We start from the raw sequence: 13,915 nt of genomic DNA, 5'->3' as shown, positions 1-13,915 counted from the left end.
GCGCCCGGCCGGGATCGAGCTAGAGGATCGTCCGCCGGCGAAAGGCGCGGGCGCCGAGCAGGGTGAAGAGGAGCGTGTAGCCGGAGAGCCCGGCGAGCAGCAGCGGCGCGGCCATCGCCGGCACCTCCGGGGTGACGGCGAGGCGTAGCCCCTCGGAGACGAAGGTCAGCGGATTGAGCAGGAAGAGGAAGCGCAGCGGGCCGATCGCCGCGAGGCCGCTCCACGGGTAGTAGGCGCAGCCGAAGAGCATCATCGGTCCGAGCACCACGGCGAAGAGGAGGCCGGAGAAGCGCGGCTGCACGAGGGAACCGAGCGTCAGGCCGAACGCGGCGGCGAGCAGGCCGCAGAGCAGGACGACCGGCGCCAGCACGCCCCAGCGCGGCGAAACGGCGATCCCCGCCGTCTGATGCATGAGGACGATCATCGCCGGCAGTGCGAGCAGGCCCGCCGCCGCCGAGTGGATGGCGCCGGCGACGATCCTCTCGCAGGCGACGGCGCCGACGCCGATCGGCGCCAGCAGCCGCTCCTCGACCTCGCGCGAGCCGGAGAGATCCTGGGCGAGCGGGATCAACACCCCCTGGACGCCGGCCATCAGCATGGCGATCGCCATCAAGCCCGGGACCATCACCGTGCGGAAGCCGTCCGAGACCAGTCCCATCCGCGGCAGCAGGTTGCCGAAGACGAGCACGACGAGCACCGGCTGCGTCAGGGTGCCGAGCAGCATCGGCAGGGCGTGCCGTCGGGCGACCAGGAGATCGCGCGACAGCATCGCCAGGAAGGGGCTCATTCGCGCAGCTCCCGTCCGGTGAGGTGGATGTAGACGTCCTCGAGGCTCGGCGCGGTGAGGCTCACGTGGTGGAGGTCGGCGCCGGCCGCGCGCACCGTGGCGAGCACGCGGTCGAGGAGGCCTTCGCCCGGCGCGACGAAGAGCCGCAGCCGTTCGAGATCGTCGCCTCGGCCCTCGTCCTGACCGCCGAAGGCGACCGTCTCGAGTCGCAGGACACCGTCGAGGGCGGCAAGGCGGGGTGCCACCGGAGCCTGGCCGCGCACGAAGAGGTCGAGGATCTGCCCCCCGGGCAGTTGCGCCTTCAGCCCTTGCGGCGTGTCGAGCGCCAGCAGCTCGCCGTGGTCGACGATCGCCAGGCGCTCGCAGAGCCGGTCGGCCTCGTCCATGTAGTGGGTGGTGAGGAGAATGGTGAGCCCGTCGCGGTGCAAGCGCTGCAGGAGCTCCCAGAGCAGCCGCCGTGCCTGCGGATCGAGGCCGATCGTCGGCTCGTCGAGCAGCAGCACTTCGGGATCGTGCATCAGCGCGCGGGCGACGAGCGCCCGCTGCTGCAGGCCGCCGGAAAGGGTGGCGGGCTTGGCGTCGGCCTTGTCCGTCAGTTGCAGCTCCTCGAGCAGCCGCGCGCAGCGTGCCTCGCGCTCGGCGCGCGGCAGGCCGAAGTAGCGCCCATGAAAGAGCAGGATCTCGCGGACCGACAGGTCGCGATCGAGATTGCGCACCTGGGGGACGACGGCGATCTTCCGCCGCGCGGCGATCGGATCGCCGGCGACGTCGACGCCGCCGATCGAGATTCGTCCGCCGCTCGGCTGGACGAGCGTGGTCAGGCAGCCGATCGTCGTGCTCTTGCCGGCGCCGTTGGGTCCGAGGAGGCCGAAGAGCTCGCCGCGCTCGACCGAGAAGGAGATTCCGCGCACGGCCTCGACCGGCGCGCTCTTGCGCGTTCCCGGATAGGTCTTGCGGAGGTTCTCGACGAAGATCGTGGGGGGCATGGCAGCTCTGGTCGCGGCAGGCGCGGCACATGCTATCGCTTCTGCTCTCCGCCGAGTGGAGGGACGGATAGGATCGAGGACAAGCCGCGTCGGAAAGCGAAGCCGGACGATGAGTGAATCGAGCATGGAGGTGAGAACCGAACGGGCGGTCGCGCCACTCCTCGTGCGCGATTCCCTCCAGTTGCTCGTCACCGACTCGGGGCTCGGCGGCCTCTCGGTCGTCGCCGAGCTCGAGCGTTCGGGGCGGGGCACCGGCCGTTACCGCACCCTGCGGCTCGACTTCGTGAGCGCTCTCGGCGAGACCGGCCAGGGCTACAACAAGATGCCCTCGCACGCGCGCAAGCTCGCGGTCTTCGACGACGCGCTCGCCGGGATGCTCGGCGAGGGCCGTCCCGACATGCTCCTGGTCGCCTGCAACACCCTGTCGGTGCTGATTCCGGAGAGTCGCGTGCTCGCCGCGCAGTCGGTGCCCGTGTTGGGAATCGTCGAGCTCGGGGTTGCGGCGGTGGCCGAGCACCTGGCGAAGGAGCCGGAAGCGGTCGCGGTCCTCTTCGCCACCGAGACGACGATCGACGCCGGCGCTCATCAGCGTGCCCTCACCGCCGCGGGCGTCGCCGAGGAACGGATCGTGCCACTCCCCTGCCCGGGACTGGCGAGCCGCATCGAGCTCGAAGGGCGGAGCGTCGGCGTCGTCGAGGAGATCGCTCGCTTCGCGCGGCAGGCGGTGGCGCGGACGGGTCGAGCGCCGGTCGTCGCGGCGCTCGCCTGCACGCACTACGGCTATTGCGCCGCGATCTTCGCTGCGATGTTGCGCCGGGCCGGGGCCGAGCGGGTCGACGTGCTGGATCCGAACCGGAAGATGAGCGAGCTGTTCTTCCCCACGCCGGCCCGGCAGCCTGCGATCGACCCGCAGGTCTCCGTGCGCGTCGTCTCGCGAGCGATTCCGCTCCCCGGCGAGATCCGCTCGATCGCCGAGCTCGTCGAACCGGTTTCGCCCGCCACCGCCCTGGCTCTCCGCAACTACGAGCTGCGGCGCGACCTCTTCCCCTTCACCGGCCTCGACGGCTGAGCGATGAGGGGACAGGCTTCAGCCTGTCCCCCAAGACCCGCGAGCGCCCGCTCAGCCCGCCTACCCCTTCTTCCGCGCCAGATGGAACTTCGCGACATGAGCCCCGTCCGGCGAGCCGTTGACCCAGGCCTGCCATTCGGCATCGACGCGGTCCGGCCCGAGCAGGGCGACGAAGCCCGAGTGCATGTGCATGTCCTTGGCCGGGTCGAGGTTGGTGCCGCCGTCGAACTCGAAAACCAGCTTGTCGCCCGACGGCTTGCGGGCCCGCATGCGTGGCTGGTTGCCCGCAGCGCAGTAGTGGGTCAGCACGAGGTCGTCGCCGTCGGTGTGGTAGACGGTGGTCATCTCGTGCGGCGTGCCGGGGAAGAGGGTCTCGACCACCGCCGAGCCGGCGCCGGTGACGTGGTAGACGACGACGACCTTGTCCTTCTGTCCGGTCGAGCCGTCGACGTCGATCCACTCGCCCGCCAGGGCCTGGAGGCGAGCGAGCGCGGCGGCGGACGGCGAGGTCGCGGCCTTGCTCGCCGCGTGGTCGTGTTGGGCGGCTGCCGGCAGGGCGGAGAGCAGGGACGAGACGGCGAGAGCGAGTCCGAGCGAAACGACGCGGCGACGGTGCATGGGGCTCCTCCGAAGGTTGGGGGATTCTACGTGGGCGCAACCCGCGAGGTTGCGCGGCATGCTCGGCACCCCGAAACCGTGTGCTACCTTGGCGTCCCGATGCTTCTCGATCCGGAGCCGTGGAGCGCCGCCGATTACGGCGACGGGTGCGCCGACTTCTACGACGAGATCTACCCGCAGCTCGACGCGGCCACGCTTCAGGGCCTGCTCGCCCTTGCCCGCGGTGGGCCGGCGCTCGATCTCGGGGCCGGGACCGGCCGGGCGCTTCTCGCGCTCGCGGCGCGCGGGGTCGCTGTCGCCGGGGTGGAGGCCTCGCCGGCCATGGTCGAGCGGCTGCGTGCCAAGGCGGGCGGCGACACCATCCCGCTCGTCCTCGGCGACTTCACGCACTGCGACCTCGGCGGCCCCTACCGGCTGATCTTCTCGCTGGTGAATTCGTTCTTCCTGCTGCCGGACCCCGCCCTGCAGAGCCGGGCGCTGGCCAACGCGGCGAGCGCGCTTGCCCCCGATGGCGTCCTGGCACTCGAGCTCTATGGCCCGTTCGCCGGCGAGGAGCAGCGGACGGTGGAGTCCACCCACCGCCTCGACACCTCCCTCGGCGCGCGGCTCTACCGTGTGCGCATGCGGTGCTTTTCGCCGGCGGAGCTCGACGCGATGGCGGCGGACGCGGGACTCGTGCTGCGCGAGCGCACCGCCGACTGGCGCGGGACACGCTTCGCCAGTCCGGCGGGCCGGTGGGTCAGCATCTACGCGCGAGCCGAGCCGGGCTAGCTACTGCCAGCGGAAGATCCGCAACGCCACGAAGAAGGAGACGCCACCCCAGATCGCCAGGTTGGCGAGTTGCGGCAGGACGGCGACGATCCCGACTCCTTCGAGCATGACGCCGCGCAGCGCGTCGTTCAGCGCGGTCAGCGGAATGGCGCGCAGAAACGGCTGCGCGGCGGCGGGGAAACGCTCGATCGAGAAGAAGACCCCGGAGCCGATCCACATCGGGAACATGGCGAGGTTCATGATCCCGGAGACCCCTTCGATCGTCTTCGGTCGTGCGGCGGTGAGCAGCCCGACGCCGACGAAGGCGCCAGCCCCGACGAGACAGACGAGGGCGAAGGCGGCGAGCGACCCGCGCATCGGCACGTCGAGGGCGAAGACCGCGAAAGTGACGAGGATCGCCACCTCGAGCGCCAGGAAGACGAGCCTCGCCAGCACCTGCGCGGCGAGCAGTTGCCAGCGCTTCATCGGTGCGGCGACGAAGAGCTTGAGCAGCTTGCCGACCCGTTGCTGCACCAGCGAGAAGCCGATCGCCCACATGCCGGTCGACATCAGGTTCATGCCGAGCAGGCCGGGAACCAGAAAATCGATGTAGCGCGAGCCGCGCTCGTCGAGCGCCAGCTCGGCGGGGCGGAAGCGGTCCTCGCGCCCGGCGGCGCGTTCGAGCGCCGCATCGACCTCGAGTCGGGCGAGACGGCTCTCCGGCCGCGTCGGATCGAGCCAGTAGGTCGGCGGGTCGGTGGCGAGGACGACGAGAGCGATCTTGCCGACACGCAACTGACGCCGGGCTTCGTCGTGCGACAGCACCTCGGCGCGCAGCTCGCGCGAGGCGCCTAGCGCGGCGAGCCGATCCTCCGCCCCGCTGCCGGCTTCGATGCCGACCTGCACCGGCTCCGGCGGCTTGTTGCGGAAGGCGATCCCGAGCGCCACGGCGAGCAGCACCGGGAAGAAGAAGACCCAGAAGACCGCTTCCGGCTCGCGCAGGAACTCGGCGACCCGGGCACGGGTGAGCTGGAAGAGCGACGAGCGCGCGAGTCGGCTCACGTGGCACCCTCCTCGAGGCCGCGACCGGCGAGCGCCAGGAAGACGTCCTCGAGCGTCGCGTGGTGGGTGGCGAGCCGCTGCGGCGTCAGCCCCTGCGTCGCCAGAAGCGAGAGGAGCGGCGGCACCGCGCGAGCGACGTCCCGCACCGTCAGCCGCCAGAGCGCCTCGTCGTGGCGCACCGCCTCGACGCCGGGGAGCGCGGCCAGCGCCGCGGCGTCGAGCTCGCCGTCGACCGCGAGCTCGATGACGTGCTCGGCGCCGAGCGACGCGACGAGCTCGGCGGGGGTGCCGAGAGCGAGCCGTCGCCCGCGATCGACGATCGCCACCCGATCGCAGAGACGCGCGGCCTCCTCCATGTAGTGCGTGGTCAGGAGCACGGTCCGGCCGCGCCGCTTGAGCGCTTCGACGATCTCCCAGATCTGCCGCCGCGAGGCCGGGTCGAGCCCGGTCGTCGGCTCGTCGAGGAAGAGCACCTCCGGGTCGCCGACGAGGGCGCAGGCGAGCGAGAGCCGCTGCTTCTGCCCGCCGGAGAGCGTGCGCACCCAGGCCTTCGTCTTCTCCGTCAGACCGACGCTCGCCAGCGCTTCGGCCGGTTCGAGCCCGCGCGGATAGAAACTGCGGAAAAGGTCGACGATCTCGCCGACCTGGAGCTTCTCGGGGAACTTCGTCTCCTGGAGCTGGATCCCCAGCCGCGCGCGCAGCGCCCGCCCGTCGCCGTGCCAGTGCTCGCCGAGCACGGTGACCTCGCCGCCACTCGGGGCGAGCAGCCCCTCGAAGATCTCGACGGTCGTCGTCTTCCCGGCGCCGTTCGGCCCGAGGAGTCCGAAGCACTCCCCGGCTTCGACGGCGAGGTCGAGGCCGTCCACGGCGACGAGATCGCCGTAGCGCTTGACGAGTCCGCGGCATTCGAGGGCGGGCGACATGGGGGTGAAGTCTATCCGCCGCCGCGGACGCAGGAAGCGGATCGGCCCACTCTCGATGACGGGTGCGCGAACGTCAGGGCGCCTCGCCCGACCAGAGCAGCAGGTGGCCGACCTCGAAGGCGTCGGAGAAGACGGGGGACTCGGCGCGAGGGACGAGCAGGCGCTCGAAAGCGCCGACGTCGCAACCATCGCCGGCGCCATCGGGCACGGAGGCAAGGTCGGCGATCCGGCCGCCGCCGAGGCCGCCGGCACCCCCGCGCTGATCGCCGGTTGCCGTCGGGCACGAGCCCTGGTCGATGAGCGGGCTGGTGGCCTCCAGGATCGGCCGCAAGGTCGGTGCGAAGCCCCCATGGTCGGCGAGGGGCTCGAGCCGGGGGTCGATCGGTGCCGCCGCGGTGCCGACCCGATCGCCTTCGGGATTCGGGGCTCCCGCCTGCAGGTAGCTCTCGGCGCCCGCCACCGAGCCGATCACGTTGAACCCCTCGCTCTGCCAGATGATCGAGTGCACCGCGGGCAGGAAGAGGTCGGGCGCGGCCGGGCCGGTCGGATCTTCGTTGGCGGCGAGGAGGCTGTTGCGAGCCGCGATCGTCAGGGTGTTGCCGGAGGCCGTCTGGGTGGCGATTCCGCCGCCGTCTCCCGCGCCCGAGCCGTCGGCGTCCGCCTGGTTGCCGACGATCGTCACGTCGCGCAGCGTGAGGACGGAAGGCCCGGTGGTCGCGCGGGCGAGGATCGCTCCCCCGTTGGAGCTCGCGCTGTTGTGGGAGAACGTGCTGCGCTCGAGGGTGAGGGCCGCCTCCTTGAGGAAGATCGCTCCGGCCACGCCGTTGACGTGGGCTGCCCGATTGCCGGAGAAGGTGGTCGCCGTGACGATTCCGGTGAGACCCGGACCGGCGAGATTCAGCGCCCCCGCGCCGGTCGGCCCCCACGCCTCGTTGTCGGCCAACTCGCATTCGACGAAGGTCGCCGTTGCCGGCTGCGTGGCGGAGGCCTGCAGGTCGACCGCGCCGCCGCCGTTGGTGGCGACGTTGGCCAGGAAGCGCACGCGCCGCGCAAAGAGGCTTCGCCCGACTTCGGCGGAAATCGCCGCGCCGTACGCCGCCGAGCCGTGGGCGAGGGTCAGCTCCTCGAAGCCCAGCCAGATCGCGGGGCCGACGTTCGGTGCGCGGATGATCTGCCAGAGATCCTGCCCATCGATCGTCAGCAGATCGGCTCCCGGTCCCTGGAGCTTCAACGTGCCGCTCAGCGACGGCAGGTTCGAGAGCAGGAGGATGGTTGCCGGCGTCGGCAGAGCGAAGGCGATCCGGTCGGCTCCCCAACCGCTCGCGCAGCCAGCGTACGCAGCATCGGTGTTGGCAGCCACGATCGCTTCGCGCAGCGAGCAGAAGGCATCGGCCACCTCGCTGTCCTGATCCGTGTTGACGACGATCGTGGCGGCGGGCGAGGGGCTGGCGAGGCGCAGCGCGAACACGAGCGCGGCGGCCAGGGCGGGGCGGAGAGGGGGCAGCGAATCGCTCATCGGGGGGTCTCCTCCCTCGGGATGGCGTCATCGCGGAAGGTGAACGGACATCCTCCGCCTTGACCCACATCTCGGTCCTTCCTAGTCTCCGAGCCGTGAATCCCGAGAACGCGGGCTCCGGGAGCTCCGCGGGTCGGTTCGAACGCCTGGCGGAGCTGTTCGACGAGCTGGCGGGGTTGGCGGCCGAGGAGCGCGAAGAGCGCCTCGCGAGATCGGCCGACGATCCGGCGCTGGTGGCGGAGCTGCGTGGGTTGCTCGCGGCACACGACGCCGAGCGACCGTTGGCGATCGAAGCACGGCTGGCCGAGGCGAGAGGGGCTGGTTTCGTGCGCGGTGCGCGCCTGGGGCCGTACGAGTTGCTCGAGCCGATCGGGCGCGGAGGGATGGGAGAGGTCTGGCTCGCCGAGCAGGAGCTCGGCGGAGGGCGGCGTCGGGTGGCGATCAAGCGCATTCGCCGCGGGCTCGAGAGCGAAGAGCTGCTGCGGCGATTTCGCGTCGAGGGGGCTGCGCTCCTGCGCCTCTCCCATCGCTCGATCGCGCGCCTGCTCGACGCCGGGGTCGATCGCGAGGGCGTGCCCTACCTGGTGCTCGAGTACGTCGAGGGTCGGCCGGTCACCGAAGCCTGCGATGCGCGCCAACTCGGGATCGACGCGCGGCTCGCGCTCTTCGAGGAGATCTGCCAGGCCGTGGCGGCGGCGCACGCCAGCCTCGTGCTCCATCGCGATCTCAAGCCGAGCAACATCCTGATGACCGCGAGCGGCGAGATCCGCCTGCTCGACTTCGGCATCGCCAAGCTCCTGACGCCCGAAGGCGAAGGTTCGGGCGACACCGCGACCCGCGGCCTGCTCGCGACGCCCGAATACGCGAGCCCCGAACAGCTCGCCGGCGCGGCGGCGAGCACCACCACGGACGTCCACGCGCTGGGCGCCTTGTTGTACGAGCTGCTCACCGGACGGCGGCCGTTTGCCGAGCACGAGGGCTCCGACCTCGCGCTGGCGCGCGCGGTGGCCGAGGTCGAGGCGCCAGCACCGAGTAGTGCCGCGCTCGCGGGAGCCCCCGAAGCGCAGCGGGCTCGAGCCGCCGCGCGCGGGCTCGAGCCGCGCGCGCTCGCCCGCGCGCTGCGAGGCGATCTCGACACCCTGGTGGCGACCGCCCTGCGCAAGGAGCCCACACAGCGCTACCCTTCGGTCGAGCGACTCGCCGAGGATGTCGCGCGCTTTCGTGCCGGGCGTCCTCTGCGAGCGCGACCCGCGTCGGCCGCGTATCGGCTGCGCAAGTTCGTGGCGCGCCATCGCGCCGCCGTTGCAGTAGGAGGGGTGGCCGCGCTGCTCGTGGTCGTCTTGCTGGCGCAGATCGTCCGCCAATCGACGATCGCCGCGCGCGAGCGCGACGTCGCCCGCGCCGAGCGCGACGCCGCGCGGGCGGTGACCGATTTCGTGGCGCGGCTCTTCGCCACCGACCCCTACGCCAGCGACGCCGGCGAGCGGGATCATCAGACGCTCGGGGACTTCCTGGTGGCGAGCGAGGGGAAGATCCGCCGCGAGCTCGCGAGCCAACCGGCCCTGCGCACCCGCCTGCTCACCCTGCTCGCGCGGTTGAACGCCAATCTCGGGCGGCTCGACCCGGCACTGGCGCTTGCCCGCGAGGCGGTCGACCAGCGCCGCAGTGCCGGCGTGTCGCCGGTCGAGCTCGCCGACAGCCTGAACATCCTCGCCACCGCGCAGCAGGAGCGTGGCGACTACGACGCGGCCGAGCGCGCCTTTCGCGAGGCGCTCACGCTGCGCCGCGCCGCCCTCGGCGATCGCCACGCCGACACCGCCGAGAGCGTCAACAACCTCGCGGTGTTGCTCGCCTTGCGCGATCGCGAAGAGGACCGGCCCGAAACCGAGCGACTCGAGCGCGAGGGTCTCGCCCTGCGCCGCGAGCTGTTCGGCCCCGAGCACCTCGAGACCGCCCAGAGCCTCAACAACCTCGGCGCTTTCCTCCTCGGACGCAAGGCGCCGGGCGACGTCGCGGCGGCGGAGAGGCTCTTTCGCGAGGCACTTGCCATCCGTTTCAAGCAGCTCGGCGAAGACCACCCGGCGGTCGCCACCACGCGCAGCAACCTCGCGCACGTCGTCCAGGAGCTCGGCCGCCTCGACGAGGCCGAGACGCTCTTCCGCGCGGCGATCCGCGGTTGGACGTCGTCGCTCGGGCCGGCGCACCCCCGGGTCTCGGCCGGATTCTGGGGTCTCGCCAAAGTGCTCGAAGAGCGCGGTGCGCTCGCGGAGTCGCTCGACGCGCTGCGTGCCTCGCTCGCCATCGACGAGCAGACACTGCCGGCGGATCATCGCTACCTCGTGGAAGGACGTGCGCGGATCGCCGCGCTCGAGGCGCGCCTCGCCACCGCCGGCGCGGGCAGGCGGAGATGAGCGGCGAGATCACCCGCTGGCTCGGTGCCCTGCGCGCCGGCGATCGTGGGGCGCTCGATCGGTTGGTCCCGCTGCTCTACGACGAGCTGCGCGGCCTTGCCCGCCGCCTGCTCGGCCAGGAGCGCGCGGGCCACACGCTCACCCCCACCTCGCTCGTGCACGAGGCCTACCTCCGCCTGCTCAAGGAGCGGCGGATCGGGGCGGAGGACCGCGGCGAGTTCTTCGCCGTCGCCGCGACGGCGATGCGCCGCATCCTGATCGAGTCGGCACGTCGGCGGAGTCGGGCCAAGCGGGGGGGCGCCGCCGAGCGGGTATCGCTCGAGGCGCCGGAGGCAATCGACGCCTGGCTCACCGAGGCCGAGGCCGAGGAGCTCTTGGCGATCGACGAGGCGCTCGCCGACCTCGAGGCGCTCAACCCGCGCCTGCGTCAGGTCGTCGAGATGCGCGTCTTCGTCGGGCTTTCGGTCGAGGAGAGCGCCGCCGCGCTTGCGGTCAACGAGAAGACCGTCCGCCGCGACTGGCAGCTCGCTCGCGCCTGGCTGCGGCGGAGGATCGGCGGCGAGCTCGGCGCTGCGGCGGATTAGAGCGAAAAGGCCCTCCCGGCGATCGCCGAGAGGGCCTTCGAGCCCGCGCCGCCACCGCGTCGACTACGGCGTCTTCGCGCTCCACATGTTGGCGCTGCCGATCTCGACACCGTCGGTGAAGAGACCGCACTCGAGGAGGCGCACCGCGCCGATCCGCGTCGCCCAGGTCGCCGAGCTGGTCGCGGTGTAGTACTCGCTGGTGTACCAGAAGGTGCAATCGTCGGTGGGGTCGAGCGAAAGGGTGCTGTAGTCGCCCCATCGGTTCGAGCTGTGCGTCTGGCTGCCGCCGCCGGCGACGAGGACGCCCTCGCCGAGGGCGAGCGTGCCGGCCGGGTCGCCGGCGAGACGGCCGGCGTAGAGGATGCTGGGGAAGGTCGAGGCGCTCGACTTGGTGAAGCCGAGCAGGATGTTTCCGCCCTTGTCCATCGCCGTGCTCGCCATCCAGCGGTGGTCGGTGTCCGGAGCGTAGGTGCCCTGCTGGGTGATCAACGGCGTGCCGCCGACGATGCCGCGCACCTCGTACCAGCGCGGTGCCGCCTGCAGCGCACCGGTGCCGACGCCGACGGTGTTGTTCACCATCATCACGTTGTGCGTGCCGAAGTTGCGCAACGGCATGCGGAACATCAACCGGCCGTCCGCCGCGGCATCGAGGCCGTTCGCCGTGCCCGACTGTGGCACGCAGTTTCGCGTGGTGCAACCGCTCGGCGTGGCATCGGCGGTGGCGAGCTTGTGGTTCGGGTCGATCGCCGCGCCGTTCGTCCCCATGACGATCGACGGCGCCGTCCAGTCGACGGTCACCCGCCAGATGCGCAACGTGTCGGTCGGGTCGCCGATCCAGCTCGAGTCGTCCCACTGCGAGACGATGCCGGGAGTGTTGGCGGGGAGGTCGGTGCCGCCGTCCCAGGTGGCCGGGAGCTGGCCGCCGTAGTTGTTCGGAAAGGCCGAGGTCGAAAGGTCGACCTTCAGGAGTCGCGCGACGCCGCCGTTGAGCATCTGCGAGCGCTCGAACACGCCGACTCCGGCGCCGCCCCAGGCCTGGGTGACGCGGACGAACTGGTTGACGGTCATGTAGTAGCCGTCCGGCCAGACGCCGAAGTGCGGGTAGTCGTTGAGCTTCGTGGTGCTCCACTGGAAGTCGTAGAGCCAATAGCTCCCTGCGGCGTCGCCGTTCTGCGAGATGGCGATGCACTGCCGGTAGTTGCTGCCGTTCGGGAAGGCCGCCGCACCGGCGAACTCGCTGATCAGCCAGCGGTCGGCCATGCGGTCGTAGAGGACGATCGGATCGCCGTCATTCGCCGTCGAGCACAGGCTGCCGGCGCCGAGCGCACTGAAGAGCGTCGCGAGATTGATGACTCCGGTGACCGCGGTGCCGTCCTTCTTCCAGATCTTCACGCCGCTGTTGACGGCCTGCACATAGTGCGCCGGGCCGACGTCGCCGGTCGTGTCCGGCGGCAGCACGCCGAAGGTGTTGCCCATGCCGGCGAAGGTGCGGACCGGTGCGGGCAGCGCGTCCGGGGCGACCGGAAGGAAGGAGTCCTGGAGCGCCTCGTCGAAGCCGTAGCTGAATGGCGAATGGAATGCCGCCTGGCGTTCGATGGCGCCCGGAGCGCGGGTCTCACGGACCGGGATCTCGAGCGGTTGCGGCACGGCCGCCGGCATCGAGATCAGCGGTAGCGATTGAGCCACCCGGCTGGCGCGGACGACCTCGACTCCCTCCTGGCCGGCCGCTGGCGTCGCGGCGGCGAGAAGGGCGAGCGACCCCACGGCCACCCCGACGAGCGTGAACGAATTCCTCATGACAGACCTCCCTCGAGCGTGGATCTTGGTGGGACCGCCTCGCGGCGGCGAGGGGCAGAACACCTTCGAAATCCCGAATGGGCGGACTCTATACCGATCGCGGCGCGACGGCGGGTCCCCTGCTACGATGCCGCGGCCATGCCGGCTCTCCTGGTTCTTCTCCTCACACTCGCCGCCCCTCCGACTCCGCCCCCGGCTCCCGTCGGCTCTCCGCCGGCGGCGGTCGCGAGCCACGACCTCGCCGGCGACCTGCTGCGTGCGGTGGAGGCCGGCGATACCCCGCAGGTCGTCGCACTGCTGGCCCGCGGCGCCGACCCGAACCAGATGAGCAAGTTCCGCATCGGGGTGCTCGCGCGTGCTTGTGAACGGGGGGATCTGGCGACTGCCCGCGTCCTGCTCGGCGCCGGCGCCTCGGTGGCCGCGACCACCTCGTGGGGCGAGACGCCGCTCTTCGGCGCCGTGCGCAGTGGACGGTTCGAGGTGGTCGACGCCCTGCTCGGCGCTGGAGCCGATCCGAACGTGCGGGCCAAGCACGGTCTGCGACCCCTGCTGCTCGCCGCCGGCGAGGGAAACCTCGCGATCGTCGATCGGCTGCTTGCCGCCGGCGCGGCGACCGACGTGGCGAACGCTGAAGGCTGGACTCCCCTGCATCTCGCCGCCTGGGCCGGAAGCCTGCCGCTCGTCGAGCGGTTTCTCGAACGCGGCGTTGCCCCCGAGGCGCGCAACCAGTTCGGACAAGATGCGCGACTCGTTGCCCTCGTCGCCGCCCACCCCGAGGTTGCGGCGCGCCTCGAGGCGACGCTCCGACAGCGCGGCCTGCCCGTCCTCGAGCCGCCGCCGACGCCCACCGAGTGGGACCACGCGGGTGACCTCCGCTGGGAGGAGCGGGACTACCCGCTCGACGGTTGCGTCGTCCGGCTGCGTGGCGGGCGAAGCGAGAGTCGCACGGGACCCTGCGCGGTCGAGGCGATCGACGTGCTGCTCGGCGACCTCACGGGCGATGGCGAGGCCGAAGCGACCGTCGCGCTGCATCTGCGGCCGGCCGCCGACCGGTCGGCGGTCGTGGTCCTGATCTACCGTCTCGTCGACCGTCGGCCAGCGCTGCTCGCCCGGCTGCCGGCGGCGGGGGAGTCGGCCTCCGAGCTGCGTGAGCTGCGCCTCGATGGAGGCAGCCTGCTCGTCGAGCTCGGCGGCGACGGGATGTCGGGATCGCAGCGGTCCCGCTACTCCGGCGGGGTCCTCGCCTTCGAGAAGGTCCCGGAGGCCGGACGGCGCTAGTCGGCGGGTGCGAAATCGCGGCGCCGACGGGAGGCGGTCGAGCCCGCGGCGCGGCCCGGGATCCGCCGGCGACGAGGCCTGCCGCGAACCTTCCAGCCGAGCGGCCGTAGACTGGTTCAGGAGCCCCCGCCCGC

General features: G+C 71.7%; 12 protein-coding genes. 5 read left to right on the top strand and 7 right to left on the bottom strand.

The window, feature by feature from the left end; translation table 11 throughout:
* Positions 1–19: 19 nt before the first annotated feature.
* Both IPJ17_03380 and IPJ17_03375 read right to left on the bottom strand, forming a co-directional pair.
* Positions 20–787 carry an ABC transporter permease gene (locus IPJ17_03380; GenBank protein ID QQR74648.1) on the bottom strand — a complete coding sequence of 256 codons (768 nt, stop codon included), beginning with the start codon at positions 785–787 and terminating at the stop codon, positions 20–22.
* Positions 784–1,773 (bottom strand): ABC transporter ATP-binding protein, encoded by a 990-nt coding sequence (locus IPJ17_03375; protein ID QQR74647.1) that lies wholly within the window; start codon positions 1,771–1,773, stop codon positions 784–786. Before IPJ17_03375 ends, IPJ17_03380 begins: the two co-directional genes overlap by 4 nt.
* A gap of 109 nt (positions 1,774–1,882) precedes the next feature.
* Between IPJ17_03375 and IPJ17_03370 the strand changes: the two genes are divergently transcribed.
* On the top strand, positions 1,883–2,842 hold the full coding sequence (locus IPJ17_03370) for an aspartate/glutamate racemase family protein (protein QQR74646.1): 960 nt from the start codon (positions 1,883–1,885) through the stop codon (positions 2,840–2,842).
* 60 nt (positions 2,843–2,902) lie between these two features.
* Here the strand turns inward: IPJ17_03370 and IPJ17_03365 are convergent, their stop codons facing one another.
* Complete coding sequence (locus IPJ17_03365; protein ID QQR74645.1) at positions 2,903–3,460, bottom strand: hypothetical protein; 558 nt, start codon at positions 3,458–3,460, stop codon at positions 2,903–2,905.
* 99 nt (positions 3,461–3,559) lie between these two features.
* On the opposite strand from IPJ17_03365, the gene IPJ17_03360 reads away from it, so the two are divergent.
* Positions 3,560–4,231, top strand: coding sequence for a class I SAM-dependent methyltransferase (locus IPJ17_03360; GenBank protein ID QQR74644.1), 672 nt, complete (start codon positions 3,560–3,562; stop codon positions 4,229–4,231).
* On the opposite strand, the gene IPJ17_03355 is transcribed toward IPJ17_03360, so the two are convergent.
* The 3 genes from IPJ17_03355 to IPJ17_03345 all read right to left on the bottom strand — a co-directional run bounded on the left by IPJ17_03355 (position 4,232) and on the right by IPJ17_03345 (position 7,711).
* A complete protein-coding gene (locus tag IPJ17_03355; protein QQR74643.1) occupies positions 4,232–5,272 on the bottom strand; it encodes an ABC transporter permease in 1,041 nt (346 codons plus the stop codon).
* The gene (locus tag IPJ17_03350; GenBank protein ID QQR74642.1) at positions 5,269–6,195 is read right to left on the bottom strand and encodes an ABC transporter ATP-binding protein; all 927 of its coding nucleotides are present in this window, start codon (positions 6,193–6,195) and stop codon (positions 5,269–5,271) included. The genes IPJ17_03355 and IPJ17_03350 overlap by 4 nt, the downstream gene beginning before the upstream one ends.
* Before the next feature lie 73 nt (positions 6,196–6,268).
* Positions 6,269–7,711, bottom strand: coding sequence for a CSLREA domain-containing protein (locus IPJ17_03345; protein QQR74641.1), 1,443 nt, complete (start codon positions 7,709–7,711; stop codon positions 6,269–6,271).
* Between the two features lie 95 nt (positions 7,712–7,806).
* On the opposite strand from IPJ17_03345, the gene IPJ17_03340 reads away from it, so the two are divergent.
* Both IPJ17_03340 and IPJ17_03335 read left to right on the top strand, forming a co-directional pair.
* The gene (locus IPJ17_03340) at positions 7,807–10,122 is read left to right on the top strand and encodes a serine/threonine protein kinase (protein ID QQR74640.1); all 2,316 of its coding nucleotides are present in this window, start codon (positions 7,807–7,809) and stop codon (positions 10,120–10,122) included.
* The gene (locus IPJ17_03335; protein QQR74639.1) at positions 10,119–10,706 is read left to right on the top strand and encodes a sigma-70 family RNA polymerase sigma factor; all 588 of its coding nucleotides are present in this window, start codon (positions 10,119–10,121) and stop codon (positions 10,704–10,706) included. Before IPJ17_03340 ends, IPJ17_03335 begins: the two co-directional genes overlap by 4 nt.
* A gap of 63 nt (positions 10,707–10,769) precedes the next feature.
* Here the strand turns inward: IPJ17_03335 and IPJ17_03330 are convergent, their stop codons facing one another.
* Complete coding sequence (locus IPJ17_03330) at positions 10,770–12,503, bottom strand: hypothetical protein (protein QQR74638.1); 1,734 nt, start codon at positions 12,501–12,503, stop codon at positions 10,770–10,772.
* Between the two features lie 138 nt (positions 12,504–12,641).
* Between IPJ17_03330 and IPJ17_03325 the strand changes: the two genes are divergently transcribed.
* Entirely contained in the window at positions 12,642–13,781 is a 1,140-nt protein-coding gene (locus IPJ17_03325; GenBank protein QQR74637.1) for an ankyrin repeat domain-containing protein, read from the top strand.
* Positions 13,782–13,915: the final 134 nt, after the last annotated feature.

The sequence above is a fragment of the Holophagales bacterium genome, from assembly GCA_016699405.1.
Taxonomy (GTDB): Bacteria; Acidobacteriota; Thermoanaerobaculia; order Multivoradales; family JAGPDF01; genus JAAYLR01.
The sequence above is the reverse complement of the archived record's forward strand: the minus strand, read 5'-3'. Positions and strand labels throughout refer to the sequence as shown.